Genomic DNA, 23,562 nt, shown 5'->3' with positions numbered 1-23,562 from the left:
AGGAGCTTCCCCAGATGATCGAGCGGGCCCGGAGCAAGGAGGGCATCGAGGACGTGGCCATCACCACCAACGGCCTCCTCTTTCCCAAAAGGGCCAAGGAGCTGGTGCAAGCAGGCCTGAACCGGGTGAATATCTCCTTGGACGCCATCACCCCCGAGGTCTTCACCCGCATCACCCGTGGGGGAAAGGTGGAGCGGGTTTTACAGGCCATAGAGACCGCCTTGGAACTGGGGCTTCACCCCGTCAAGCTCAACGCCGTGGTCATCCGGGGGATGAACGAGGAAGAGGTGGTGCCCCTAGCCAGCCTCTCCCTGGACCGTCCCTTGCACATGCGCTACATCGAGTACATGCACCTGGACAACTCCGACCCCGAGGAGTACCGCCGCCGCTTTGTGTCAGGGAAGGAGATCCGGGCGCGGATCGAGGCGGTCTTTGGCCCCTTGGAACCCGTTCCCCATGACCCCACCTCCCCGGCCCGGGTCTTCAGGATCCCGGGGGCCATGGGCACCCTGGGGTTCATCAACCCTGTGACCGAGCCCTTCTGCTCCAACTGCTCCCGGCTCCGCCTTACCTCCGACAAAAAGCTCAGGCCCTGCCTCCTTACCGATCTGGAGATGGATATCTCCTGGGCCTTTGCCGCAAAGGAACCGGTGGAAGCCCTGGTGGATGCCATCCTGATCGCCACCAACCGCAAGCCCGCCTTCGGCAACACCCTCCCCACCTTGAGGAAGCGGGTCATGCTGGGGATCGGCGGATAGCCTGGAAGGTGGCCAGGACCACCAGAAAGGCCCCAAGGCCCCCCAGAAAGCCCAACCTTTCCCCCAAGACGGCGAAGGCAAAAAGGGTAGCCCAGACGGGTTCCATGGTGTAAAGGATGGCCGCCTGGGGCGCGGGCACGTACCTCTGTCCCCAGGTCTGGAGCCAGGTGGTGAGGGCCGTGGCCACCACCCCCAGGTAGAGGACGGCACCCCAGGGTATCCCTTCCCACCTCACCCCCTCCCAAAGGGCCCAGGGCAGGGCAAGAAATGCCGTGCCGAAGATCTGGACCGCCGTGAGGGGCAAGGAGGGAAAGGCCTTGGCGTGCACCTCGAGGCGCACGATGTATAGAGCGTAGGTGAATGCGGTGAGGAGGGTCCAGAGATCCCCCACGTTCAGGGGAGGCTGGCGGGGATCGTAGGAAAGAAACCCCACGCCCAAAAAGGCCAAAAGGGCCGCCAGCCACACGCTCCCAAGCCTCCGGCCCACCAGGCCCAGGATCAAGGGCACCAAGACCACGTTCAGGGCAGTGATAAAGGCGCTACGGCTCGCCGAGGTGTGCATGAGGCCGATGGCCTGGGAGGCATAGCCCAGAAGCAGCCAAAAGGCCAGTTCCATCCCCGGGCCCCACACCCCCTTGGGCAGGCGAAAGGCCCAGGGGAGGAAGAAAAGGCTGGCCAAAAGAAAGCGCAGGAAGACCAGGAGGCTTGGGGCCATCTCCCCTACCGCCCCCTTGACCACCACAAAGGTGGTGCCCCAAAGAAGGGTGAGGAGGTTGAGGGCGAAAAGGCCCAAGGCGTAACCGCGCATGGCCTAAAGTGTATAGCATGACCCCTGCACCTGAGGAAGTGAAAAAAGCCCTCCAAGAGCGTCTTCTTGCCGGACTAGCCCACGCCGATCCCGATTACCAGGCGCTCCTTCGGGAGTACCCCGGCCGCGGCGGCAAAATGCTCCGGGGCCTCCTCACCGTCTACGCGGGGCTGGCCCACGGTGCCTCCTTCGAGGCCAGCCTTTGGGCAGGAACTGCCCTGGAACTTTTCCAAAACTGGGTGCTCATCCACGACGACATCGAAGATGGCTCCGAGGAGCGCCGGGGAAGGCCCGCCCTGCACCGCCTCTACCCCATGCCCCTGGCCCTGAACGCCGGGGATGCCCTGCACGGGGAGATGTGGGGGCTTTTGATCCGGGGCTTGAACGAAGGCCTCTTTGGACCGGAGGTGCTGGCCGAGTTCCACCAGGTGGTGCGCCGCACCGCCTACGGGCAACACCTGGACCTCCTCTGGACCCTTTCCGGCCGCCTGGACCTGGCCCCGGAGGATTACCTCCGCATGGTGGTCCACAAGGCCGCCTACTACACCGCCGTGGCTCCCTTGAGGCTTGGAGCCCTGCTTTCCGGGAAAACGCCCCCTGCCCTTTACGAGGAAGCAGGGCTAAAGCTGGGGATAGCCTTCCAGATCATGGACGATGTCCTCAACCTCGAGGGGGACCAGGCTTACGGCAAGGAGCTCGCCGGGGACCTCTACGAGGGCAAGCGCACCCTGATCCTGATCCGCTACCTCCAGGAAGCCCCCAAGGAGGAGCGCGCCCGGGCCGAGGCCCTCTTAAGCCTTCCCCGGGAGGCCAAGCCCGAGGCCGAGGTGCGCTGGCTCTGGCAAAACCTCCTGGTCTCCGGAGCCGTGGCCTGGGCCAAGGAGGAGGCCAAGAGACTTGCCCAAGAGGGCCTGGGTGCCCTTATTCCCTACCTGGACACCCTCCCCGGACGGGAGGCCGCCTCCCATTTGCAAAACCTCCTCACCGCCCTGGTGGAGCGCAGGGCATAATGGGGCCATGCAGGGGGTTCGGTTCAAGGTGATCACCGCCAACGATCCCGATATCTTTCAGGAAAGGCTCAACCGCTTCGTGGAGGAGCTTCCCGAGGACGTGGTCCTGGTGGAGGTGAAGTTCTCCGTGGCCGAGGGGTCCTCTCCCCTCTTCGCCGCCTTGGTGCACTACAAGGAAGTGGAGGCGTGGAAGGAGTAGAGGCCTTTCTCTTTTTCCTGGCCCTAAGGGGAGAAGCCCGGCGGGAGGAGGTGCGGGCCCGCTTCCCCAAGCTGGTGCCCTTGCTCAAGGCCCTGGACCAGGAGGTGGAAGCCCAAGGGGAAACCTTTCGCCTGAGAAAACCCCTCCGCCTCTCCTGGTTCGCCCCCCTTTTCCAGCGGGAATACTCCCCCCTTCTGCCCGAGGAGGAGCGAACCCTGGCCCTGGAAAGGCTCCTCGAGGCGGCCCACCTCTCCGCCCAGGAAGGAGAACCCCCGGCCGAGGCCGAAGGCCTCTTGAGGGTAGCCCGGGCCTTCCAGGAAGGCAGCCAGGCCCTCCTAAGGGGGGCCTACCGGGAGGCCCTCCACCGCTACGGGGAGGGCCTAGGGCTTCTGGAAAAGAAGGGCCTCCCCTTCCCCGCCACCGCCTTGGCCCTCCTGGCCCTGGCCCAGGAGGGCTTCCGCCCTGGGGGCAAGGGGCGGGAAACCGCCAGGAAGGCCCTGGAAAGGGCCAAGACCCCCTTTGCCCGGGAGGTAGCGGAAAGGCTCCTCGCCCAGGACACAAAGGCACAGGAGGCGGACGCCTAGAATGGAGGGCATGGAGAGGGGGCTAAAGCGCCTCTACTTGGCCCGGCCCAGGGGGTTCTGCGCCGGGGTGGTGATGGCCATCCAGACGGTGGAGCGCTGGGCGGAGGCCCTGAAACCCCAGGGGGAACTGGTGGTGTACCACGAGATCGTCCACAACCGGGCGGTGGTGGAGCGGCTTAGGGCCAAGGGGGTGCACTTCGTGGAGGACCTTTCCGAGATCGATAGCCTTCGCCGGGAAAGGCCCCTGGCGGGCACCCTGGTCTTTTCCGCCCACGGCCACCCTCCGGCCGTGCGCAGGCAGGCGGCGGAGATGGGCTTCCACATCCTGGACGCCACCTGTCCCCTGGTCACCAAGGTGCACATCGAGGCCAGGCGCTATGCCCAGGAAGGGTACTGGATCCTCCTGGTGGGGGATTCCGCCGACCATCAGGAGGTGAAGGGCACTTACGGGGAGGCCCCGGAAAGGACCATCCTGGTGGCGGTGCACACCCACGTGGGCAAGGACCCCCGCCTGGCGGACCCGCGCACGGTGGAGGTCCCCGACCCGGAACGGGTGGTGGTCCTCACCCAGACCACCCTGAGCGTGGAGGACACCTTAAAGACCATAGAGATCCTCAAGGCCCGCTTCCCCAAGCTGGTGGTGCCCAGGCGAAAGGACCTTTGCTACGCCACCCAGAACCGTCAGGAGGCGGTGCGGCGCATCGCCCCCCACGTGGACCTCTTCCTGGTGCTCACCAGCCCCCACTCCTCCAACGGGATGCGCCTTTTGGAACTGGCCCAAAGCCTTACCGGCAGAGCCTACCGCTTGGAAAGCGCCAAGGATCTCCAGGAGGAGTGGCTTCAGGGTGCCGAAAGCGCGGGCATCACCTCCGCCGCCAGCACCCCCGAGGACCTGGTGCAAGAGCTGGTGGAGTTGCTCCGGGCAAAATACCCGGGCCTCGAGGTGATCGAGGAAGGGGAAGAAGAGGACATCGCCTTCCGCGAGCCCAGAATCCTGTCCCCGGAGGAGGTCTTGCAGGGTGTCTGACCACCGCCTATCCGTGGCCCCCATGGTGGACCGGACGGACCGGCACTTCCGCTACCTGGTCCGCCAGATCAGCCGCAAGGTGCGGCTTTACACGGAGATGACCGTGGACCAGGCGGTGCTCCGGGGAAAAGCCGAAAAGCTCCTTGCCTTCCACCCCGAGGAGCACCCCATCGCCCTGCAGCTTGCGGGCTCGGATCCCAAAAGCCTAGCGGAGGCGGCGCGGATCGGCCAGGCCTGGGGATACAACGAGGTGAACCTAAACCTGGGTTGCCCCTCGGAAAAGGCCCAGGAGGGGGGGTTTGGCGCCTGCCTCCTCCTGGACCCCATAAGGGTGAGGGAGATCCTCAAGGCCATGGTGGAAGCGGTGGACATCCCCGTCACGGTGAAGCTCCGGCTGGGGGTGGAAGGGGAAAGCTACCCCCTCCTCGCCCGCTGGGTGGAAGCGTATGCGGAAACCGGGGTGCGGGTCTTCATCGTCCACGCCCGTAGCGCCCTCCTTAGCCTCTCCACCCGGAAAAACCGGGAGGTTCCCCCCTTGCGCCACGACTGGGTCCACCGGCTCAAGGCGGACTTTCCCCACCTCACCTTTATTCTGAACGGAGGGGTGCGAACCCTGGAGGAAGCCCTTCCCCACCTGAAGAAGGTGGACGGGGTCATGATGGGCCGGGCGGTCTACGAGGACCCCTTCGTGCTGGCGGAGGCGGACCGGCGGGTGTTCGGCCTGGCGCATAGGCCAAGCCGGCTGGATGTGGCCCGGCGCATGCGGCTCTACCTGGAAGCGGAGGCGCAAAAGGGTACCCCTCCGTGGGCGGTGCTGAGGCACATGATGAACCTCTTTCGGGGGCAGCCTGGGGGGCGGCTTTGGCGACGCCTGCTTTCGGAAGGGCGTTCCCTGGGCGCCTTGGACCAGGCCCTAGGGCTTCTTCAGGAGAAGGTAGGCCAGGAGGGTGAGGAGGAACACCCAGACCCAAAGGGGAATAAGGCGGTGAAGCGGACGGCGCTGGGGTTTTCCCGTCAGGGGATCTAGGGAAACAGGCGGGCGCATCTTGAGGCGGGTGGCCTGCTTCATGTGGGCTACCATCCTGTCCAGGTCCCCCTTCCTCTTGTAAAGGGCCGCCAGGTTCTCGTGGATCAGGGGGTCCTCCGGGGCCAGTTTCAAAGCCCGCCGGTAAAGATCCAAGGCCGCCTCCAGCTCCCCCCTTTCCAGGTGGAGGTTGCCCAGGTTGCTGAGGGCCCGGTGGTGATGGGGATCCAGGGCAAGGGCCTTTTGAAAACGGGCCTCGGCCTCCTCCTTTCTCCCCTCCCTCACGGCCCTTACCCCCAAGAGCACCTCCCGCTCCGCGGCGAACAGGGGGTCTTCCAGGCGTTCAGGGGCTTCCTCCAGCAGGCTAAGCCCGGCTAAAAGCCTCTCCCTAAGCTCCTCGGGGAAGCCTTCCGCATAGGCCCTGGCCTCCTGGTACTCCTTGTGCCTTAGGAGCCGGAGAAAGTGGAGCAGGGCCTGGGCCTCCGCATCCCCCGCCAGGGCCTTGGCCTCGAGGTCCTGAAGCATCCCTCCCATGTTAGCCCAGGGCCTTTCGGTAGACCTCCAGGTAGGCCCGAGAGGACCCTTCCCAGGAGAAGTCCTTCTCCATGCCCCTCAGGCCCAGGGCCTCCGGCCCCAAGCGGAAAAGGCGCAAGACCCCGTAGAGGAGGCCCTCGGGGTGGTAGGTTTGGAAGAGCACCCCCGTGCGGCCATCCTCTATGGTGTCCTTAAGCCCCCCCACCGCCCGGGCCACGGGCGGGGTGCCGTAGCGCTGGGCGATCATCTGCACCAGACCGCAGGGTTCAAAGCGGCTCGGCACCAAAAGGGCGTCTGCCCCCGCGTAGGCCAGGCGGGCCAAGGCCTCGTCGTAGGCCTCCACAAAGCGCACGAAGCCGGGATTCTCCTCCTCCACCTGCCTCAGGGCCTGCGCTAGACCCTCGTCCCCCACCCCCTGGACCAAGAGGTAAAAGCCCAGCTCCTTCAAACGGGGAATGGCCTTCAGGATAAGGTCCAGGCCCTTTTGCCCGTCCAGCCGGCCCACGTAGGCGAGGAGGGGCCCCTTAAGCCCCGTGCGCTCCCAAAGGGCCTTTTGCGCCAGGGCCTTGCCCCTTACATCCTCCCGGGAGTAGGGGGCGGGAAGGTGGGGGTCCTTGGCCGGGTCAAAGACCTCGAGGTCCAATCCATTCAGGATGCCGAAAAGCTTACCCGCATGGCGCCTCAGTACCCCATCCAGCCCCATGCCGAACTCCGGGGTCTGGATCTCCTCCGCATACGAGGGGCTCACCGTGGTCACGGCCCGGGCGAAGACAATACCCCCCTTCATCAGGTTCACCTGGCCGTAGAACTCCAGGGCCTCCATGTGGAAAAGGCTCCACGGAAGCCCCGTCCAGTGGAAGAAGAGGGCGGGGTCCACCAGGCCCTGGTGGGCCAGGTTGTGAATGGTGTAGACGGCGGGCACCCTGGCGGTAAGGGGCAGGAGGGCAGCGGTCCAGTCGTGGGCGTGGACCAGGTCAAACCCCAGGGCCACCCGGCCCGCCGCCACGGCAAAGCGGAGGTAGCGCTCCACGTCGTCGGGGTAGCCGTAAACCCGGTCCCGTTCAAACCCGGGCACGCCCAGAAGGAGAAACCGCACCCCCTCCTCCCACCGCTCCCCCAGGGGAGCCCTTTCCTCCTGTCCGGCGAAGGCGTAGGCCACCTCCCCCACCCTTTGCGCCCTCACAAAGCGGTGCCAGGGAAGAAGCACCGTGGCCTCCACCCCCAGGGGCCTTAAGGCCTTGGGCAGGGCCCCCACCACGTCGGCGAGCCCCCCCACCTTCACCAGGGGATAGGCCTCGGGGGCCACTATAAGGACCTTCATGGTCATACTATAATCGACTATAATGGTCTTATGCGCAGGGTGTCGGTAAGCCAGGCCAAGGCCCACCTCTCCAAGCTCCTAAGGGAGGTGCGCTCAGGGGAGGAGATCCTCATCCTAGACCGCGGCAAACCCGTGGCCAGGCTGGTGCCCGCCGCCTTGCCCGAGGGCCTGGAAGAGCTGGTACGCCTGGGAATGGTGCGTCCGGGGAGCGGGGAGGTGTTGGACTTTGCCGAAATGCCCCGGATACCCGGGCTGGTGGAGGCCCTTTTGGAGGAGCGACGGGAGGAAGGATGAGGTTTTGGGACGCCTCGGCTCTTCTTCCCCTTCTGGCCCTCGAGGCCGCCACGGAAAGGGTGCAGAACCTCTATCTGGAAAATCCTTTGGTGGTGGTCTGGTGGGGAACCGAGCTGGAACTGGTTTCCGCCCTTGCCCGCAAAGCCCGAGAGGGAACCCTAAAGGATGCGCCCCTGGCCAAAGCCCTGGATCGTCTGGAAAGGTTACAAAGGGCGTGGTACGAGGTGTTGCCGGGGGAGGAGGTGCGGAAAACCGCACGGCGCCTCCTCTTCGCCCACCCCTTGCGAACCGGGGATGCCCTTCAGCTGGCCGCAGCCTGGGTGGCCAGCCGGGGCCGGCCCCAGGACCTTCCCTTTGTAACCCTGGATGCGCGCTTGGCGGGAGCAGCCCTTAGGGAGGGGTTTCCCGTCCTTCCCGACCCGGGGGAAGCCTAGGCCGGCCACACCCCTTGGGGAAGCCAAACCGCCCCCTCGAGGTCCCCCAGGTAGAGGTAGGTCCAGGCGAGAAGGGGCCCCTCCTCCGTTTTCACCAGGACCCTAACCCGCCGGTACTCCACCCCCTCCTCCTCCAGCTCGTCCAATAGGGAGAGGGCCTCCTCCGGCAAGAAGAGGACCTCCCCATAGACCCGTCCCTCCCCGGGAACCATGCCGGGATAAGGGTAAGGACGGCCCGGCCCCTCGGCCAGGTGGAAGAGGCGATACCCCTCCACGTACCCGGGCAGGACCTTCACCACCTGCTTCTCCACCAAAGGGTAGTTCCTTTCCCCCCGCTTCAGGGTTCCGTAGACGAAAACCCGCTCCATCACTCACCCACGAAGCGGTACCCCATCCCCACCACGGTTTCAATGAACCGGGGAGCCTGGGGGTCATCCTTGAGCTTTTTGCGGAGAAGGCGGATATAGGCGTCCACCACCCGCTCCGAACCCTCAAACTCGGGCCCCCAAACCCTTTCCAAAAGCTCCTCCCGGGTGTACACCCTTCCTGGGGTCTGGGCCAGGACGAAGAGGAGGTTGGTTTCGGTGGCGGAAAGCTTCAAGGGCTGACCGTCCAGGTAGGCCTTTCTGGCCTCCAGGTCCAGCTCCAGGGGACCGAAATACCGCCTCCCTTCCTTTCCGCTTCGGCGCAGGAGGGCCTTGATGCGGGCCAAAAGCTCCTTGAGGGAAAAGGGCTTGCCCAGATAATCGTCCGCCCCTTCTAAAAGCCCCTCCACCCGGCTATCCTCGTCCGCCTTACCGGTTAGGAGCAAAACCGGAAGCAAAGGATCCAGGTCCCGCAAGGATTTGAGGACCTCGAGGCCCTCCAGGTCGGGAAGCCCCCGGTCCAGGACCACCAGATCCGGCTTGGTCCCTTCCCAGGCTTGCCTCAGGGCCTCCCTCCCCGTGCGGGCCCACACCACCAAAAGCCCCTCCTTTTCCAGAAACCTCTTGACCAGCTCCCCCACCTGGGGATCATCCTCCACCAAGAGAATCCGCGCCATAAATCCTTCCCCAAATACCTAGCGTCCCAGAATCACCACCACCCCAGGGTATTCCCCCTCGGGCAACCGCAAGAGGTGAGCCACCATCTCATCATAAAAGGTTTCAGCCGGGTATGCGGCCAGCCCCTGACCGATGGCGGAAAGGAGAACCAAGCCTGCGGCGTAACCCGCCTCAAGAAGGGCGTACCGGTATCCCCTGAGGCCGAAAAGGGCCTCGCTCCTTTCCGGAACCAGGGTGAAGACCAAAAGGGCCGCCACCTGCTCGAGGTTAAGACCCAAAAGCGCCTCCGACCAGGAGGCCTCCTCCACCCTGGCGGCGATCTGGAAGAGCTGGTGTTCCTTGGGGAAGTAGTGATAGATCCCTGGGAAAACCCCTTCCACCCGGCGCACCACCAGGTAGGCCTCCAAGGGATAAGCCTCCCCCGCTGAGGGGAAGCCCCGCCTCCCCGAGCGCTCCGCCAAGGGATAGAGGACCTGGGAAAGATCCTTGAGGGTCAGGGCCGAGCCCACCTCGGGCAAGAGGGGCCTGAGCTGGGAAAGAACCCGGAACAAAGGCGGCCCTCCCTCCTCCCGGAAGGGAGGCAGGGCCTGGGTTTCCAGGGGATTGGCGTAAACCTTGGACTTGGGCTTCCGCTTTAGGGGAAGCTCCTCCCCTTGGGCCAGGCGGGAAAGGCGATAGAAAAGCTTACCCGGATGCTTCTCCATGGCTAAAAGCGGTACCCCTTGGGCACCACCACCACCCCTTCCGGGGTAACGGTGAAGCCCCGGGCGCGGTCGGCCTCGAGGTCGTAGCCGATCTCGGTATGGGGAGGGATCTTCACGTCCTTGTCGATGATGGCGTTGCGGATCCTGCAGTAGCGGCCCACCTCCACGTCGTCAAAGAGGACGGAGCGCTCCACCAGGCTGTAGGAGTTCACCCGTACCCGCCGGAAGAGGACCGACTCCCGCACCGTCCCCCCGCTCACGATGACTCCCCCCGCCAGAAGGCTGTTCAGCGCCCGTCCTACTCGTTCCCCCGTCTCGTGGACGAACTTGGCGGGGGGGCTGAAAAGGTTGGCGGTCCTGAGGGGCCACTCGGGGTTGAAGAGGTCGAACTCGGGAACCACCTTCACCAGGTCCATGCTGGCCTCAAAGTAGGCGTCCAGGGTACCCACGTCCCGCCAGTACAGGTTGGGACCTTCCTGGCCAGGAATGGGATTGCGGTGAAAGTCGTAGGCAAACACCCGGTACCCCTCCTTAAGGGCCCGGGGGATCACGTCCTTGCCGAAGTCGTGGCTGGAAGCACTCTCCTTGGCATCGGCTTCCAGGAGTTCAAAGAGGGCCTCGGTGCGGAAGATGTAGTTGCCCATGGAGGCCAGGGCCAAGTGGGGCTTGCGGGGAATGGGCTTGGGGTTCTGGGGCTTTTCCTGGAACTCGGTGATGCGCCACTCCTCGTCCACCTGCAAAACCCCAAAGCGCCGGGCCTCCTCCACCGGCACAGGGTAGGCGGCGATGGTGATGTCGGCCCGCTTCTCGTAGTGGTATTCCACCATGTGGCGGATGTTCATCTTAAAGATGTGGTCGCCGCCAAAGATGGCCACGGCCATGGGGGCGTGGTTGTGCACCAGGTGCAGGTTCTGGTAGATGGCGTCGGCGGTACCCCGGTACCACACGGGGCCCAGCTCCTCGTAACGGTACATCTGGGCGGGCACCAGAAGGATGAAGTGGTCCTCCAGGAAGGTCCCGAAGCGCCAGTAGCGCTGGATGTGTTCGGTGAGGGACTGGGCCTTGAACTGGGTGAGGACGTAGATGGAGTAGATACCCGAGTTCACGAAGTTGTTCAGGACGAAATCAATAATCCGATATTTGGCCCCGAAGGGCACCGCCGGCTTGGCTCGCTTGGCGGTGAGGGGGTAGAGGCGGCTCCCCTGTCCACCCGCCAGGATCATGCCCAGGACCTCCACCTTAACCATGAAATCCCTCCTTTGTCCGCTAGTTTACCCCAGGCCCCTTAGGGCGTGGGTCCGGGTATAGTGAGCCCGATGCGGGTTAGCGATCTCTCCTGGTTCACCCCACCCACCGAGCCCAAACCTGCTCCCCCCTTCTTCGGCCAAGAGCGGGCCCTTAAGGCCCTCGAGGCCGCCTTCCGCCAGGGGGGGCACGGCTATTTGGTGGGGCCAAGCGGCCTTGGCAAAAGAAAACGCCTCCTCGCCTACCTGCAGGACCGCCCCTTTCCCAAGGAAGAGTTGGTGTACCTTCCCCTGGGGGAAGAAGCCTTCCCCCTTCTCCTCCCCGAGGGGCAGGGCCGGGCCCTGGTGGAAGGGGTGGAGGCCCTCCTCGCCGAGTTCACCCCCGCCCTCTTCCGGGAAAAGGGCTTCCTTTACGCCAAAAGCCTGGTGGAAGCCCGCTACGAGAAGGAGGCCGAAGCCCTCCTGAAAGCCCTGGCCCAGGAGGCGGAGGGCTACGGGTTTGCCCTTTTGGAAGGGGAAGGGGGCCTGAGGCTATCGGGGAAGGGTCCCATGCCCCCAGAGCTTTCCGCCAAGCTGGAGGAAACCGTCTTGGCCTACGTGGACGTGCGGCAGCGGGCGGAAGCGGAAGTGGCTGCCTTGAGGCGGGGCTTTGCCGAACGCTTCCTCCTGCCCAAGGCCCAGGAGCTTAAAAGGCGCTTCCCCCAGGCGGGCCGCTACCTGGACTGGATCACGGAAACCCTGTTGCGGGCCGCCGCTTTGGAGGAAACCCTCAAGCTGGAAAAGCTCCTACCCCGGCTTTTGGTGGAGGGAGGGGACCGGGTGGTCTATGAGCCCAACCCCAGCCCGGAAAGGCTCTTCGGCCACCTGGAGTACGAGATGCAAGAGGGTCTCCTCTCCACCCACCTGGGGCTTTTGCGCCCCGGGGCCCTGCACCGGGCCACGGGAGGGGTGCTGGTCCTCGAGGCCCACCGGGTGTGGGAACTCGGAAGCTACACCCTCCTGAAGCGGGCCCTGGCCACGGAGGAGGTGGAACCCATCTCCCCCAGGCCCGAGGTCAAGGGCCCCCGCCTCAAACCCGCCTCCCTCAAGGCCCAGGTCTTCCTGGTGGGCCCCCCGGAGGTGATCGCCTTCCTGGAGGAGGACGAGGAATTCCTGGAACTTTTCCCCTTCCGCGTGGAGTTCAGCCCGGAGATCCCCTATACGAAGGAAAACGTGGCCTACCTGGGGGGGTTTTTGCAAGCCGAGGGGGTGGCCCTGACCCCTGAGGGTCTCTCCGCCCTGGCGGACGAGGCCCGGCGCTGGGCCGGGCACAAGGAACGCCTGGACGCCAGGCTCTACCGCCTTTTAGACCTGGCAAAGGAAGCTTCGGCCTTCAAGCACCCTCTGGACCGGGAAGCGGTGGAAAAAGCCCTCCTGGCAAGGGAGGAGCGGTTCGGCTTGGAAGAGGAGCTTTACCTGAAGGACCTCGAGGAGGGGGTGGTGGCCCTCGAGGTAAAGGGTATGCGGGTGGGGGAGATCAACGGCCTGGTGGTGGTGGAAGGCCCCCTGCCCCGGGGGCGGCCCGTGCGCATCACTGCCCAGGCAGGCCCCGGGCGGGAGGGCATCCTTTCCATCGACCGGGAAGTGGGCCTGGGGGGGCAGGTGTTCCACAAGGCGGTCCTCACCCTGGCGGGCTACCTGCGGGGAAGCTACGCCAGCCTGGGGGCCCTTTCCGCCACGGTGAGCCTGGTCTTTGAGCAAAGCTACGGGGGCATAGAGGGGGATTCGGCGGGGCTTGCGGAGCTTTTGGCGGTGCTTTCCGCCATCTCTGGCCTTCCCCTAAGGCAGGACCTGGCGGTCACCGGGGCCATAGACCAGACGGGAAGGGTTTTGGCCGTGGGCCGGGTGGCAGAGAAGGTGGAGGGATTCTTCCGGGTCTGCCAAACCCTGGGGCTCACGGGAAGCCAGGGGGTGGTGCTTCCCAAGGCCAACCTTCCTCATCTGACCCTGCGGAAGGAGGTGGTGGAGGCGGTGGCCAAGGGACGCTTCCACCTCTATGCGGTGGAGGAGGTGGACCAGGCCATAGAGCTTCTCTTCGGCCGCAAGGCCTACTGGGTCCACGACAAGGTGCGGGAGGTCCTGGGGGAGTTCCGCAAGATGGAAAACGGGGAGGAGAACCCCTCCCCGTAAGGCGGCTTCGGCTAACGCCCGGGTTCCAGAAGCAACACCCTCTCCCGGGCCGGGGCGGCGAAGGCCATGGGCAGGTACTCCCCTCCGGCCCAAAGGGGCAGGAGGTCCCCGTAGCCAGGGGCCAGGAAGTGCCCCGTCTGGCCCATGGGGTGGATGAAGAGGGAGGCCTCCGGATGGGCCAGGTCCACGATCTGGCGGTAGCTGGGCCCATGGGACATGAGGAGGGTTTCAGGGTCAAAGGGGCCCACGTTCACCGTGTACCGGTCCCCGCCAAAGGGAACCCTCCGGTCCGTAAACCGCTTCAAGGGGGTGTGGGTGAGGACCGCATGGGGGAAGGTGGCCCGGTGCACCTGGCCCCAGGAGCGCACCCTCAAGGCCTCCTTCCGGTCCAAGGCCCTTTCCAGGGCCAAGGCGGCGAAGTCCAGGCAGGACTCCCGGTACTCGGTGTTCGGCTGGTCGCAGTTTGGATCCCCTTCCCGCATGGCCCGCAGGAGGTAGCGGGGCTCGTCCCAGAACTCCTCCCCCACCTCCCTTTTGGGCAGGCGGGTGAGCTCCGTGTACCACAGGGCGAAGACCAGGGCCTCCTCCGAACTTTTATCCATGGTTCCATCCCAGGCCAAAAGCCTTTCCCGAACGGTCTTGGCCCTTTCGGAGAGGGGGTTTAGAAGCTCCAGCACCGGGCGGAAGTCCCGGAAGAGGAGGGTCTTCTGGTCCTGCTGAATGGCCCGCATGTCCGCAAGCGAAAGCTTCTCCTTGCCGAGAAGCAGCTCCCTTATACGCTCCGCCCGGTAGGGCTCCGCCCAGTCGTAGGTGAGGGCGTAGGGAAAGCCCTCGGGGGTTACCTTGTTGTTGGCGGTGACCAGGAAGCCCTCCTTGGGGTTCAACACCTTGGGCCACTCCTCCGGCTTGCGGTAGCCCTGCCAGTCCCATTCCCCATTCCCCGGCACCGGCACCATGCCCGTGTGCCCTTCCTTACGGATGGGAAACTTTCCGGGAGCGATGTAGCCGATATTGCCGTCCGCATCGGCGTAGACGAAGTTCTGGCTGGGGGCGGAGTAGTGGCTTAGGGCGGCCACGAACTCCTGCCAGTTCTGCGCCCGGTTGATCCCCAGATAGGCCATGAGGATGTGGTCCTCCTCATCCAGGCTCACCCAGCGAAGGGCCATGGGAACCTGGGGAGGGTTCTCGAGGGCGTCGGTGATCACCGGTCCATAGACCGTTTCCCGCACCCGAAGGATCTCCTCCTTTCCCCCTTCGACCGGGATCCTCTCCTCCCGCACCCGGTAGGGAAGCACCTGGCCCCTGTAGCGGTACCCTTTCCCCCCCACGTCCTCCAGGAGGTAGAGGTCCTGTACATCCGCCCCCACGTTGGTGACCCCCCAGGCGATGCGGTCGTTGCGCCCGATGACGATCCCGGGAACCCCGGGGAGGCTGGCCCCGATAACCCGGTAGCCGGGGGCTTCAAGGGCCATGAGGAACCAGAGGCTGGGAGCCCCCAGGCGCAGGTGGGGGTCGTTGGCCAGGAAGGGCTTTCCCGTGACCGTGCGGCTTCCCGCCACCACCCAGTTGTTGCTGGCCTCCAGGAAACGGGGCGGGGCCATCCTAAGCAGGGCCGCCGGGGCTTCCTCCCGCTTCAGGGGAAGCTCCAGGTCCTCCCCTTGCAGGATGGTGGGGGCATCCTCCGGGTAAGGGGGAATGAGCTCCAAAAGCCTTTCCTGACTGATCCCCCGGGCCAGGAGGCGGTGGCGCAGAAGCTCCTCCTCCCAGTTCCCGGAAAGGTCAAAGCTCATCATCTTGGCCCAGACCAACACATCCGGCCCCGTCCAGGGCTCGGGGCGGAAGCCCAGGAGGCGGAACTCGGGGGGAAGAGGAGCCCCGCTTTGCAAAAAGGCGTTCACCCCGGCCACGTAGGCGTCCACCGCCTCTTTCTCCTCAGGGTAAAGCCGCTCGTAGGCGCTCTTTGCCGCCTGGTAAAAGCCCCAGGTGCGCAGGAAGCGGTCCTGGGCCCGGGTGGCCTCCCCCAGCACCTCGGAAAGCCTTCCCTGGCCCACCCGCCGCTGAAACTCCATCTGCCAAAGCCTTTCCTGGGCGTGAACAAAGCCCTGGGCGAAGAGGAGATCCTTTAGGGTCTGGGCCCGGATCCGCACCACCCCCCGGGCATCCCGCCCCACCTCCACGGGTGCGGAAAGCCCCTTGAGGGCCACCCGCCCTTCCACCTGGGGCAGGGAGGCCCGCAGGGTGACATAGGCCGCCAGAACCACCCCCAAAACCGCCAGGATGGCCAGGCCCAAAAGCCAGGCAAAAACCCGCAAAAGGCGTTTCATAGTTGGACCGAGTATACCACTATCATAGGAATCATGAGGCTGGTGTTCGTGGAAAACGGGCCCATCCGCTTGGAAGGCCAGCGCATCGTGGTGCGCATCGGGGAACGGGAGGAGGTTCGAGAGGGAAGGGTTTCCCTTTGCCGCTGCGGGGGATCGGGGAACAAGCCCTTCTGCGACGGCACCCACAAGCGAATCGGCTTCCAGGCCCCGGGAGGGGAGCTGGAGATGGGGGACTGACCCGCTGGTCAATTTCCGCCTCGAGGGGTAAACTCCGGTAGCCATGGGCGAGATGCGCTACCGGAAACTGGGCAAATGGGGGCTTAAGGTCTCGGAGATCTCCCTGGGGGCTTGGGTCACCTTCGGGGATGTGGTGAAGGACAAGGAAACCATCCGGGAGATCGTCAGGATCGCCTACGAGGGCGGGGTGAACTTCTTTGACAACGCTGACGTCTACGCCCGGGGGTTGGCGGAGGAGATCATGGGGGAGGTGCTTAGGGAGTTTCCCCGGCACACCCTGGTCCTCTCCACTAAGGCCTACTGGCCCATGTCGGAGGACCCCAACGACCGGGGCCTAAGCCGGAAACACCTCCTGGAGAGCATCACCCAAAGCCTGAAGCGGCTAAAGACCGACTACGTGGACCTCTTCTTCGCCCACCGCTATGACCCCGAGGTGCCCATGGAGGAGATCGTCTACGCCATGCACACCATCGTGGAAAGGGGCTACGCCCTCTACTGGGGTACCTCGGAGTGGCCCGCCGCCAGGATCGCCGAGGCGGTGGCCTTTGCCCGGGAAAACGGCCTCCACCCGCCTGTGGTGGAGCAACCCCAGTACTCCATGCTCTACCGGGAGCGGGTGGAAAACGAGATCCTCCCCGAGGCAGAGCGCTTCGGCGTGGGCCTGGTGGTCTGGAGCCCCTTGGCCATGGGCATGCTCACCGGGCGATACGACCAGGGAATCCCCGAGGACAGCCGTTTCGCCCGCTACCCCCAGTTCGCCGAGCGCTTCCTCACGGAGGAAAACCGGAAGAAGGTGCTGAAGCTCAAGGAGGTGGCGGACGAGCTGGGCCTCACCCGCACCCAGCTGGCCTTGGCCTGGGTGCTTAGGCTTCCTGAAATCAGTAGCGCCATCACCGGGGCCACCCGGCCCGAGCAGATCCGAGAAAGCCTGGGAGCCGCCGGGGTGGACCTGCCCAAGGATGCCCTGGAGCGGATTGAAGCCATCCTCAAGGGGGAGGCCTAGGGGGCTTAAGGCCAGGTCCAGGTGGAGGAGGTAGCGGGCCTGGCCCTCTTCCTGGCGAACCGGAAAGAGGGCGGCGCCGTTCTGGCAAAGGAGGAGCCCGCGCCCCCGACGTGATCGGGCCCGGACGCCGGAGCAAGGCCAAGGGGTGCCCCTGCAATGTGCCTCCCTTCCCTCCCAAGGGAAGGGGGAGCCTGTAGGTTTCCCCTATGGGGAAGCCTCTCCTCGCCCCGGCCCTCCGCCTCCTGGAGGAGGGGAAGGACGGGGAGGCCCTGGCCCTTTTGCAAGGCGCCCAAGAGGACCTCCCGGAGGCGGAACGCCTGGCCCTTTTAGGTTTCGTGGAGGCCCGCAAGGGGAACTCGAGCGCCTACCGGGCCCTGGCCTGGGAGGCCGCCCAGAGGGCCCAGACCCCCCTCACCCTCTACCACCTGGGCCTGGCCCTTCCCCCAAGGGCGGGGGCCTTGGCCCTGGAGGAGGCCCTAAGCCGCTTCCAGGGGGACGCCAAGGGGGAGGCCCGGCTCCACCTGGCCCTGGCCATGGCCCTGGAGCGCCTGGGCCGGCCCGAGGCCCTGGGCCACGCCGCCCTCGCCCGCCTGAAGGACCCCTCCCCCTGGACCACCTTGCATCACTTGCGCCTCGAGCTCTTCTTCGGCACCACCCCCCTCCCTTCGGTCCTGGAGGAGGCGGAGCCCTTTTTGCCCCACCCCTCCCCCGGGGTGCGCCTCCTCGCGGGGCACACCCTGGCCCTGGCCCACCTCCTCCGGGGAAGCCCGAGGCGGGCAAGGAACCTCCTCCGGGGCCTCCTCCCCCTCCTGGAGCCGCCAAGCCTCGCGAGCTTCCTGGCCCTCGGGGCCTTGGCCCTGGACCCCCCCGAGGTCCGGCTCCTCCTAGAAGGGGCCCAGGCCTTCCTCCCCCGGGAGGGCTGGCCCTGGGGGTTTTACCTCCTCGCCCGGGGGCTTCAGGAAGGGGATGAGGCCTGCCTCCTCGCCGCCCACAGCCTTTTGCGGGAGGACGGGGCCCCCTACGCCCTCCTGGCCGAGGCCCGCCTAAAGGCGCTCGGGGTGGAGGTGGAAGCCCCCCTGGCCCCGGGGCTTGCCCCCGGCCTGCGCCCGGAGGCCCGGGCCTTCTTCCTGGGCCCGGCCGAGGCGCCCCTCCTTCGCTTCCTCGGGGGAGGCCCCCTTCCCTCCCTGGGCCCCAGGGGCACCGAGGCCCTGGCCCTCCTCCTCGCCCGCGAGGAGGGCCTACCGGGGGAGGCCCTGGCGGAGGCCCTCTACGGGGAGCCCAACCTGGGGGCCCTGAAGGCTCTCCTCCACCGCCTGCGGGAAAAGGGCCTCCGGGTCTCCCGCGCTCCTTATCGCCTGGAAACCCCTCCCCCCTCGGACCTTTCGGCCTTCCTCCGGGCCCTCTCCTGGGGAGACCTGGAGGAGGCCCTGGCCCTCTACCGGGGCCCCCTCCTCCCCTGGAGCCAGGCCCCCGGGGTGGAGGAACTCCGCGTGGAGCTGGAGGAGGCCCTGAGGCAAGCCGTGCTGGCCCAGGGCGAGGTGGAAAACCTCTTCCTCCTGGCCGAGCGCCTGGGGGAGGACCTGGAGGTCTGGGAGGCCCTCCTGGAGAGGCTACCCCCGGAAGACCCCCGCCTTCCCATCGCCCGGGCCCGGGTGGCGAGGCTCCGCCGGGAGTACGGCGTGTGAGGCCGGGGGGACGCAGTTGGGGTCCCAGCAGGCCAAAGCGGGCCCGGAAGGCCGGGCCAGGAGGAGAAGCCAGGCCAAAAGCCAAAGCCAAAGGGCCTTGCCCCTCATGCCCCCAGGGTGCCACAAGGAAGGTTACACGGGCGGTCAAGGGTTACGCGAGGTTACGCAAGATGTGAGCCGCGGAACCCTTTCCACGTAACCTCGCGTAACCTCCCCCCTGCTACCCTGGGGCTAACCCGGAAGAGGAAGCTTCCTCCGGGTTAAAGGAGGGATGAGGCATGAAAAGGCTGGTGATGCTCAGCGGCGGCGTAGATTCCAGCGTCCTCCTCTACAAGCTAAAGAAGCAGGAAAGGCTGGAAGGCCTCGTGGCAGTTTACCTGGACCTGGGTACCCCTCCCGCCGAAAGGGAGTGGAGGGCAGCGGAAAAGGTGGCTTCTCGCCTTGGTGTAGCCGTTTACCGGAACCGCGTGCCTCACTTTGAGCTCGGAGATCGTCTTTTCAGCCCACCGGAGCTGGCTTTCCCTGGAAGGGAACCGATACAGGCTGGCTGGACAGACCCTTGTACGATGACCCCCATCACGGGATCCCTAGCGGCCAAAATGGGCGTGGAGGAAGTCTACCTGGGCGTCATCAAGGACGATTTTGCTTCTCACCCCAGGCTGGAGGCGTACCTTGCCCTCGTGAAGAAATTTTTGGAGTTTAACCAAGTTCAACTCAAGATGCCCCTTTCAGGGCTTACCAAGCAAGAAGTGGTGGCTCTGGGCCACGAGCTCGGAGTGCCGCTTGAAGAAACGTGGAGTTGCGTTGCCTCAGGGGAAGCCCCGTGTGGGGCATGCAACCCTTGCATTGCCCGTGAAGAAGCCTTCGCTCTTGCGGACGCTAAGGCCCTAGCCCGGTGATCCACGACGAGATCAAGCCCACCGTAGAAGCCCGCAGCTTAGGGGTGACCTTCCGGAGGGCTAAGGAGGAAGTGCAGGCCCTCCAGGGGGTCACGTTTCGCCTTGGTCCCGGGGAGGGCCTGGCCCTTCTTGGAGGGAACGGGGCTGGCAAGTCCACCCTGATCCGGGTTCTGGCTGGACTTCTCCTGCCCAAAGAAGGAGAAGCCCGGCTTTGGGGGCTGGATCCCTGGCGCTTCCGCACCCGGCTGGCCCGCCGCTACGGGCTTGTTCTGGGCGGGCGATCCCGCCTTTCGCCCCTGCTTTCCGTGGAGGAAAACCTAAAGCTCTGGGGAGCGCTCTACGGGCTTTCCCGGGCGCACACCAGGCGTAGGATCCAGGAGGTGGCGGAGGCCCTGGGCCTCACCTCCCTCCTCGGGGTTGCCGCCTCCCGCCTTTCCCTGGGACAACGCAACCGGGCGGAACTGGCCTTGGCCCTCCTACCCGAACCGGAGCTCCTCCTTTTGGACGAGCCCTTTATCGGATTAGACGCCTTGGGGCGCAAATCTGTTTTAGGGCTCCTACAAACCCTTAAGGCCAACCGGGGTACTACCCTCATCCTGGCTTCCCACGAGCTCTCGGGAGTGGAAGGGGTCCTGGAGCGAGCCCTGGTGCTGCGGCGCGGGAAGGTGGCCTTTCTAGGAGACCTCGCCACCCTCCGAAGGGGTTTGAACTTCCGCCGCGTCAGGGTGCTCTTCCAGGATCCCTTCCAGGGAAACCCTCCCCCAGGGGCCAACGTTTCCGAGGGGGGGTATGTTCTAGAAGCTAAGGTTGCCCCGGAGGAAATTCCTAGCTTCTTATCGCAGATGCTGGCCCTCGGGAGCATGCGGGAAGTCTCCGTCCAGGAACCCAGCCTGGAGGAGGTGATGGAGGAGTGGCTTCGCACCTAGCCGTCCTGGGATTCCATCTCAAGGAGGCCTGGCGGGGTTGGCCGGGAATGGCACTATACCTCGGCTACACCTTAATCGTCTATGTAGTGCTTTTTTCCCTTTGGGGAAGCCTGGAAGCGCCGCCGTGGGTCCTAGGGTACCTCTGGGCGGCAGAGGCCCTCTACATGGGGGTACCCAGGTTTTGGGGCCAGCTTCACCAGGAGGCCCAGAGGGGAGAGTTAGGCCTACGCCTGGCCCTTCCGTACCCCTTTGTCTTCCTTCGCTTTCAACGCTACTTGGCCACCACCCTCCTTCAGATCCCTTTGGTGGCCGCCGTGGGGGGCGCGGTCATTGGGGCGCTAGGACTATCTGCCTCCCTAAGCCTTTGGAGCCTTCCGGCCTTGGCTTTGGGCCTCATCCTGAACTTCCTTTTGGAACTCACCTTCGCCTTGCTGACCTTTCGGTCTACCTCACCCATGGCCCTGGGAGTCCTCCTGGAGATGTTGCGGCTCTTGGGGGGAGCCGTGGTGCTGCCCTTGGAGTTTTGGCCCGAAGGTGGAGCCCTCCTCCTCCAACCTCTGGCCGCGACCTTCTACCTGCCGGCCCGTGTGGCCGCTGGGGGTGAACCGGTTTGGCTTCTGGTTAGCCTGTGTTGGATCCTGGTTTTCCTAGGGCTTCTGGCCCGCCTTTTTCCTCGAGCCCTGGCCGCTTTATCGGAAAGAGGGGAGGTGTAGATGGAGGCCTGGTCCCGGTGGTTTAGAGCCTGGCCTTTGCTGCTGAGAGGCCGTTTCCTAGAGGCGTGGCAGGACTCCACGGGCTTCTGGGCAAGCATCCTGGCTAGAGGGATCAACAACAGCCTCTGGCTCTTGGTCTTTTACCTCTTCTTCCTGCGCTTCCCTGAGGTACGGGGCTTCCGCTTTGAGGACCTAGTGCTCACCTGGGCGATGGCCTTTGGCGCCTTGGGGCTTTTGCAGGTGCTCTGGGGCGGGGTGTTGGGCCTAGCCCGTTTGGCGGAAACGGGGGAGCTAGAAGTCCACCTTGCGCTTCCCGTTCCTCCCTTGCCCTACCTCCTTTCCCTTCGCCTCCAGCCCACAGGTCTAGGTGACCTTCTTTGGTCCATGGGAACCCTGGTATTCCTCGGCGTGAACTGGCTCTACGCCCTATGCGCCCTGATAGGCGCTTCCCTAGTGGCCTTGGGCTTCTTCCTCGCCTTGGCCTCCCTATCCCTCTGGGGCCTCAGGGTGCAAAGCCTGCTCCCGGTGGCCTACGCCGGGCTCGTTCAGTTTGCCACCTGGCCTCCCAACGTGTACAAACCCACCATCAAGGCGCTTCTGCTTAGCCTGATCCCAGCCTTTTGGCTGGGGCCGCTACCGGCACGGGCCGTCTTGGAGGGTTCTGGCCTCCTCACGCTTTGGGCCTCTGGCCTCGGATTCTTCGCCTTGGGAAGTGTAGGCTTCTGGGTAGGCCTGCGCCGCTACGTCGCCCCGGGAGGGTAGGAATGTTCGTGGGGGAAAAAGTCCGCTTAGATCCGATACAGCGAGCTCATCTGCCAAAAATCATCGCATGGATGTACAAGGAGGAGGTTATCGCACGCGCCTTCTTCGGCGACCCCTTGCCCAAATCGCTGGAGGAGATGGAGGCCTGGCTTCAGCAGTTGCGAGCCAACCCCAACGCCAGGGTCCTTGCCGTGATCCACCGCGAAACGGAAGAGATCGTGGGCGAGGTCGCCCTTCAGCCGATAGACTGGCGAAACCGCTCCGCATTCTTTGCCATAATCTTGGGCGAAGAGTCTAGGCGGGGTGAAGGCTTAGGAACCGAAGCCAGCCGCTTGGTACTTCGGTATGCCTTTGAGGGGCTCAATTTAAACCGGGTGGAAGCTAACGTGCTGAGTTCCAATGAAGCCTCCACCCGCCTGCTAAAGCGGGTCGGCTTTACGTGGGAAGGAAGGCGGAGGGATGCCGTTTGGAGATTTGGGCGATGGGAAGACATGGAAATCTATGGGATAACGGCGAGAGACTGGCAAGAAGGCAAAGGGATGGGGGAGGCTTAGCTCCAAAGACCTCAGTGAAGGAGGCACTTAAGGAAGCGCAGGAGGCCAAGATCGGCGGCCGGACGCGGCGGGTCCACGTGAAGCCCTTCGCCTGGAACCTGCACGCGCCCACCCAGGTGGAGGGGACCCCGGAAGGCAGGCTTCTCTTCTTGACCAGCGTCCCCTAATGCTTGCGGCCCCGCTCCTTGCCCTGGAAGCCCTCCGCCTCTTCGGGGCGGGGTTCTTCTACTTCGCCCACGCCACCCTGGCCGCCCTTGGGGCCCTAAGTCCCCTGGAGGCTAGCCTAGCCCTAACCTTGCGCCTTCTGGCCGAGCCCCTTTTCGCCCTCTATGGGGGACATCTAGCCGACCGGTGGCCCAGAGGCAGGCTCCTCCTCCTGGCCGCTTCGGGCCAGGGAGGGCTCACTCTGGCCCTCCTTCCCCTCCTCGGTGCCCCCTCTCCCCTCCCCCTCTACCTCTTGGGCTTTCTCTTCGCCCTCCTGGAGGCCCTGCGGATGGTGGCTGCCGGGGCTCTCCTCGCTGACCTCCTCCCCAAAGAGGCCTTAGCCCAAGCCCGGGGGAAGCTGGGAGCCCTCTACACCGCCGCCGACACCCTCTCCGACCTTTTCGCGGGCCTCCTCTTCACCCGAAGCCGCCCTTGGACCGTAGGCCTGGGAAGCGGGCTCCTCTTCCTCGCGGCCGGGCTCTACCGCACCCTCCCCCTGCCCCCAAGGCCCCCGGGGAGGCCCGAAGGGGGAAGCCTCTCGGGCCTGCGCTTCCTTTGGCAAAGCCCTCTCCGCCCCCTTCTCATCTTGGAAGCCCTCCTAAACGTGGCCTATGCTCTCTTCGCTGGCCTCCTGCCCTTCCTAGTCCTGCGGGGCCTGGGGGAAGCCCCCTGGGTCTTGGGCCTTCTGGGCGCGGCCCAAAGCCTCGGAGGGGCCTTGGGAGGGCTCCTGGTAGGGGCGGTCTTGGGAAGGCTGGGGGAAGGGAGGACGCTAAGGCTAGCCCTGGGCCTTGCGGGGCTCGGTCTTTTGGGAGGAGCTCTCCTTCCCCCTTGGCCCCTCCTTGCGGGATCGGCCTTTCTCCTGGGGGCTGGAGGTGCCCTCTTCGGCGCAGTGGCCGGGGCCATCCGCCTAGGTGAGGCCCCCCCGGAGCTTCGGGGCCGGGTGGCGGGAGGCTTTCTCTTCCTAAGTGGGGCCCTGGCCCCCTTAGGCCCCCTCCTGGGCGGGGCCCTGGCGGGGGTGGCCCTTCCCCTCCCCTTCCTCCTGGCCGGGGGGCTCCTCCTCGGCCTGGCCCCTCTTTGGAGAAGGGGAAGGGCGGCGTAAACT

General features: G+C 65.3%; 27 protein-coding genes (1 of these 27 running past the window's edge). 19 read left to right on the top strand and 8 right to left on the bottom strand.

The window, feature by feature from the left end; all coding sequences use genetic code 11:
• Nucleotides 1-758, top strand: partial view of a GTP 3',8-cyclase MoaA gene (gene moaA / locus G584_RS0107590; RefSeq protein WP_028494089.1) — the 3' portion only. It extends 220 nt beyond the left edge of the window; 758 of the gene's 978 nt are visible here — the last part of the coding sequence; its start codon lies beyond the left edge, outside the window; the stop codon is at nucleotides 756-758.
• Here moaA and G584_RS0107585 read toward each other — a convergent pair.
• The gene (locus tag G584_RS0107585; RefSeq protein WP_028494088.1) at nucleotides 736-1,566 is read right to left on the bottom strand and encodes a DMT family transporter; all 831 of its coding nucleotides are present in this window, start codon (nucleotides 1,564-1,566) and stop codon (nucleotides 736-738) included. The genes moaA and G584_RS0107585 overlap by 23 nt on opposite strands.
• Nucleotides 1,567-1,583: 17 nt before the next feature.
• On the opposite strand from G584_RS0107585, the gene G584_RS0107580 reads away from it, so the two are divergent.
• The 5 genes from G584_RS0107580 to dusA are packed head-to-tail and all read left to right on the top strand — an operon-like array spanning nucleotide 1,584 to nucleotide 5,413.
• Nucleotides 1,584-2,576: a polyprenyl synthetase family protein gene (locus tag G584_RS0107580; RefSeq protein WP_028494087.1), complete on the top strand. Its 993-nt coding sequence runs from the start codon at nucleotides 1,584-1,586 to the stop codon at nucleotides 2,574-2,576.
• 7 nt (nucleotides 2,577-2,583) lie between these two features.
• The gene (locus G584_RS0107575) at nucleotides 2,584-2,775 is read left to right on the top strand and encodes a hypothetical protein (RefSeq protein WP_015716379.1); all 192 of its coding nucleotides are present in this window, start codon (nucleotides 2,584-2,586) and stop codon (nucleotides 2,773-2,775) included.
• On the top strand, nucleotides 2,763-3,359 hold the full coding sequence (locus tag G584_RS0107570) for a hypothetical protein (protein ID WP_028494086.1): 597 nt from the start codon (nucleotides 2,763-2,765) through the stop codon (nucleotides 3,357-3,359). Before G584_RS0107575 ends, G584_RS0107570 begins: the two co-directional genes overlap by 13 nt.
• A 1-nt stretch (nucleotide 3,360) precedes the next feature.
• On the top strand, nucleotides 3,361-4,386 hold the full coding sequence (gene ispH / locus G584_RS0107565) for a 4-hydroxy-3-methylbut-2-enyl diphosphate reductase (protein WP_028494085.1): 1,026 nt from the start codon (nucleotides 3,361-3,363) through the stop codon (nucleotides 4,384-4,386).
• Nucleotides 4,379-5,413, top strand: a complete 1,035-nt coding sequence (dusA, locus tag G584_RS0107560; RefSeq protein WP_028494084.1) for a tRNA dihydrouridine(20/20a) synthase DusA — start codon at nucleotides 4,379-4,381, stop codon at nucleotides 5,411-5,413. Before ispH ends, dusA begins: the two co-directional genes overlap by 8 nt.
• Here dusA and G584_RS12495 read toward each other — a convergent pair.
• Complete coding sequence (locus G584_RS12495) at nucleotides 5,300-5,935, bottom strand: tetratricopeptide repeat protein (protein ID WP_245563357.1); 636 nt, start codon at nucleotides 5,933-5,935, stop codon at nucleotides 5,300-5,302. The two genes, dusA and G584_RS12495, sit on opposite strands and share 114 nt — an antisense overlap.
• A gap of 10 nt (nucleotides 5,936-5,945) precedes the next feature.
• A complete protein-coding gene (locus tag G584_RS0107550) occupies nucleotides 5,946-7,265 on the bottom strand; it encodes a glycogen synthase (protein ID WP_028494083.1) in 1,320 nt (439 codons plus the stop codon).
• Between the two features lie 30 nt (nucleotides 7,266-7,295).
• Between G584_RS0107550 and G584_RS0107545 the strand changes: the two genes are divergently transcribed.
• Nucleotides 7,296-7,559 carry a type II toxin-antitoxin system Phd/YefM family antitoxin gene (locus tag G584_RS0107545; protein WP_028494082.1) on the top strand — a complete coding sequence of 88 codons (264 nt, stop codon included), beginning with the start codon at nucleotides 7,296-7,298 and terminating at the stop codon, nucleotides 7,557-7,559.
• On the top strand, nucleotides 7,556-7,993 hold the full coding sequence (locus G584_RS0107540; RefSeq protein WP_028494081.1) for a type II toxin-antitoxin system VapC family toxin: 438 nt from the start codon (nucleotides 7,556-7,558) through the stop codon (nucleotides 7,991-7,993). The genes G584_RS0107545 and G584_RS0107540 overlap by 4 nt, the downstream gene beginning before the upstream one ends.
• On the opposite strand, the gene G584_RS0107535 is transcribed toward G584_RS0107540, so the two are convergent.
• The 4 genes from G584_RS0107535 to glgC are packed head-to-tail and all read right to left on the bottom strand — an operon-like array spanning nucleotide 7,990 to nucleotide 10,987.
• The gene (locus G584_RS0107535) at nucleotides 7,990-8,361 is read right to left on the bottom strand and encodes a gamma-glutamylcyclotransferase family protein (protein WP_028494080.1); all 372 of its coding nucleotides are present in this window, start codon (nucleotides 8,359-8,361) and stop codon (nucleotides 7,990-7,992) included. The genes G584_RS0107540 and G584_RS0107535 overlap by 4 nt on opposite strands.
• Nucleotides 8,361-9,035 (bottom strand): response regulator transcription factor, encoded by a 675-nt coding sequence (locus tag G584_RS0107530; RefSeq protein WP_028494079.1) that lies wholly within the window; start codon nucleotides 9,033-9,035, stop codon nucleotides 8,361-8,363. Before G584_RS0107530 ends, G584_RS0107535 begins: the two co-directional genes overlap by 1 nt.
• A gap of 18 nt (nucleotides 9,036-9,053) precedes the next feature.
• Nucleotides 9,054-9,740: a SagB/ThcOx family dehydrogenase gene (locus G584_RS0107525; RefSeq protein ID WP_028494078.1), complete on the bottom strand. Its 687-nt coding sequence runs from the start codon at nucleotides 9,738-9,740 to the stop codon at nucleotides 9,054-9,056.
• Nucleotides 9,741-9,742: 2 nt separating this feature from the next.
• Nucleotides 9,743-10,987 (bottom strand): glucose-1-phosphate adenylyltransferase, encoded by a 1,245-nt coding sequence (gene glgC / locus G584_RS0107520; protein WP_028494077.1) that lies wholly within the window; start codon nucleotides 10,985-10,987, stop codon nucleotides 9,743-9,745.
• 69 nt (nucleotides 10,988-11,056) lie between these two features.
• Here glgC and G584_RS0107515 point away from each other — a divergent pair, with 69 nt between their 5' ends.
• Nucleotides 11,057-13,153 (top strand): AAA family ATPase, encoded by a 2,097-nt coding sequence (locus tag G584_RS0107515; protein WP_028494076.1) that lies wholly within the window; start codon nucleotides 11,057-11,059, stop codon nucleotides 13,151-13,153.
• An 11-nt stretch (nucleotides 13,154-13,164) separates the two neighbouring features.
• Here the strand turns inward: G584_RS0107515 and G584_RS0107510 are convergent, their stop codons facing one another.
• Nucleotides 13,165-15,477: a penicillin acylase family protein gene (locus tag G584_RS0107510; protein ID WP_028494075.1), complete on the bottom strand. Its 2,313-nt coding sequence runs from the start codon at nucleotides 15,475-15,477 to the stop codon at nucleotides 13,165-13,167.
• Nucleotides 15,478-15,510: 33 nt separating this feature from the next.
• Here G584_RS0107510 and G584_RS0107505 point away from each other — a divergent pair, with 33 nt between their 5' ends.
• The 10 genes from G584_RS0107505 to G584_RS0107455 all read left to right on the top strand — a co-directional run bounded on the left by G584_RS0107505 (nucleotide 15,511) and on the right by G584_RS0107455 (nucleotide 23,559).
• Nucleotides 15,511-15,714: a CDGSH iron-sulfur domain-containing protein gene (locus G584_RS0107505; protein ID WP_028494074.1), complete on the top strand. Its 204-nt coding sequence runs from the start codon at nucleotides 15,511-15,513 to the stop codon at nucleotides 15,712-15,714.
• Between the two features lie 43 nt (nucleotides 15,715-15,757).
• Nucleotides 15,758-16,717, top strand: coding sequence for an aldo/keto reductase family protein (locus G584_RS0107500; protein WP_028494073.1), 960 nt, complete (start codon nucleotides 15,758-15,760; stop codon nucleotides 16,715-16,717).
• 206 nt (nucleotides 16,718-16,923) lie between these two features.
• Complete coding sequence (locus tag G584_RS0107490; RefSeq protein WP_028494072.1) at nucleotides 16,924-18,402, top strand: hypothetical protein; 1,479 nt, start codon at nucleotides 16,924-16,926, stop codon at nucleotides 18,400-18,402.
• 278 nt (nucleotides 18,403-18,680) lie between these two features.
• Nucleotides 18,681-19,301, top strand: coding sequence for a 7-cyano-7-deazaguanine synthase (locus G584_RS0107485; RefSeq protein WP_028494071.1), 621 nt, complete (start codon nucleotides 18,681-18,683; stop codon nucleotides 19,299-19,301).
• On the top strand, nucleotides 19,298-20,227 hold the full coding sequence (locus tag G584_RS0107480; protein WP_015716361.1) for an ABC transporter ATP-binding protein: 930 nt from the start codon (nucleotides 19,298-19,300) through the stop codon (nucleotides 20,225-20,227). The genes G584_RS0107485 and G584_RS0107480 overlap by 4 nt, the downstream gene beginning before the upstream one ends.
• Entirely contained in the window at nucleotides 20,212-20,940 is a 729-nt protein-coding gene (locus G584_RS0107475) for an ABC transporter permease (RefSeq protein ID WP_028494070.1), read from the top strand. Before G584_RS0107480 ends, G584_RS0107475 begins: the two co-directional genes overlap by 16 nt.
• On the top strand, nucleotides 20,941-21,702 hold the full coding sequence (locus G584_RS0107470) for an ABC-2 family transporter protein (protein WP_028494069.1): 762 nt from the start codon (nucleotides 20,941-20,943) through the stop codon (nucleotides 21,700-21,702).
• Nucleotides 21,703-21,704: 2 nt separating this feature from the next.
• The gene (locus tag G584_RS0107465; protein ID WP_038050892.1) at nucleotides 21,705-22,256 is read left to right on the top strand and encodes a GNAT family N-acetyltransferase; all 552 of its coding nucleotides are present in this window, start codon (nucleotides 21,705-21,707) and stop codon (nucleotides 22,254-22,256) included.
• A gap of 14 nt (nucleotides 22,257-22,270) precedes the next feature.
• Entirely contained in the window at nucleotides 22,271-22,423 is a 153-nt protein-coding gene (locus G584_RS12795; RefSeq protein ID WP_169378085.1) for a hypothetical protein, read from the top strand.
• A complete protein-coding gene (locus tag G584_RS0107455) occupies nucleotides 22,423-23,559 on the top strand; it encodes an MFS transporter (RefSeq protein WP_028494068.1) in 1,137 nt (378 codons plus the stop codon). Before G584_RS12795 ends, G584_RS0107455 begins: the two co-directional genes overlap by 1 nt.
• Nucleotides 23,560-23,562: the final 3 nt, after the last annotated feature.

Origin of the sequence: Thermus antranikianii DSM 12462, assembly GCF_000423905.1 — a bacterium.
Classification (GTDB): Bacteria; Deinococcota; Deinococci; order Deinococcales; family Thermaceae; genus Thermus; species Thermus antranikianii.
This window is presented reverse-complemented; position numbering and strand designations above follow the sequence as displayed.

Excerpts from the sequence above, each read along its gene's own strand:
- G584_RS0107585 (WP_028494088.1), bottom strand. The coding sequence starts at position 1,566 with ATGCGCGGTTACGCCTTGGGCCTTTTCGCCCTCAACCTCCTCACCCTT.
- G584_RS0107580 (WP_028494087.1), top strand. The coding sequence starts at position 1,584 with ATGACCCCTGCACCTGAGGAAGTGAAAAAAGCCCTCCAAGAGCGTCTT.
- G584_RS0107575 (WP_015716379.1), top strand. The coding sequence starts at position 2,584 with ATGCAGGGGGTTCGGTTCAAGGTGATCACCGCCAACGATCCCGATATC.
- ispH (WP_028494085.1), top strand. The coding sequence starts at position 3,361 with ATGGAGGGCATGGAGAGGGGGCTAAAGCGCCTCTACTTGGCCCGGCCC.
- G584_RS12495 (WP_245563357.1), bottom strand. The coding sequence starts at position 5,935 with ATGCTTCAGGACCTCGAGGCCAAGGCCCTGGCGGGGGATGCGGAGGCC.
- G584_RS0107550 (WP_028494083.1), bottom strand. The coding sequence starts at position 7,265 with ATGAAGGTCCTTATAGTGGCCCCCGAGGCCTATCCCCTGGTGAAGGTG.
- G584_RS0107545 (WP_028494082.1), top strand. The coding sequence starts at position 7,296 with ATGCGCAGGGTGTCGGTAAGCCAGGCCAAGGCCCACCTCTCCAAGCTC.
- G584_RS0107540 (WP_028494081.1), top strand. The coding sequence starts at position 7,556 with ATGAGGTTTTGGGACGCCTCGGCTCTTCTTCCCCTTCTGGCCCTCGAG.
- G584_RS0107535 (WP_028494080.1), bottom strand. The coding sequence starts at position 8,361 with ATGGAGCGGGTTTTCGTCTACGGAACCCTGAAGCGGGGGGAAAGGAAC.
- G584_RS0107530 (WP_028494079.1), bottom strand. The coding sequence starts at position 9,035 with ATGGCGCGGATTCTCTTGGTGGAGGATGATCCCCAGGTGGGGGAGCTG.
- G584_RS0107525 (WP_028494078.1), bottom strand. The coding sequence starts at position 9,740 with ATGGAGAAGCATCCGGGTAAGCTTTTCTATCGCCTTTCCCGCCTGGCC.
- glgC (WP_028494077.1), bottom strand. The coding sequence starts at position 10,987 with ATGGTTAAGGTGGAGGTCCTGGGCATGATCCTGGCGGGTGGACAGGGG.
- G584_RS0107515 (WP_028494076.1), top strand. The coding sequence starts at position 11,057 with ATGCGGGTTAGCGATCTCTCCTGGTTCACCCCACCCACCGAGCCCAAA.
- G584_RS0107510 (WP_028494075.1), bottom strand. The coding sequence starts at position 15,477 with ATGAAACGCCTTTTGCGGGTTTTTGCCTGGCTTTTGGGCCTGGCCATC.
- G584_RS0107505 (WP_028494074.1), top strand. The coding sequence starts at position 15,511 with ATGAGGCTGGTGTTCGTGGAAAACGGGCCCATCCGCTTGGAAGGCCAG.
- G584_RS0107500 (WP_028494073.1), top strand. The coding sequence starts at position 15,758 with ATGGGCGAGATGCGCTACCGGAAACTGGGCAAATGGGGGCTTAAGGTC.
- G584_RS0107490 (WP_028494072.1), top strand. The coding sequence starts at position 16,924 with ATGGGGAAGCCTCTCCTCGCCCCGGCCCTCCGCCTCCTGGAGGAGGGG.
- G584_RS0107485 (WP_028494071.1), top strand. The coding sequence starts at position 18,681 with ATGAAAAGGCTGGTGATGCTCAGCGGCGGCGTAGATTCCAGCGTCCTC.
- G584_RS0107470 (WP_028494069.1), top strand. The coding sequence starts at position 20,941 with ATGGAGGCCTGGTCCCGGTGGTTTAGAGCCTGGCCTTTGCTGCTGAGA.
- G584_RS0107465 (WP_038050892.1), top strand. The coding sequence starts at position 21,705 with ATGTTCGTGGGGGAAAAAGTCCGCTTAGATCCGATACAGCGAGCTCAT.
- G584_RS0107455 (WP_028494068.1), top strand. The coding sequence starts at position 22,423 with ATGCTTGCGGCCCCGCTCCTTGCCCTGGAAGCCCTCCGCCTCTTCGGG.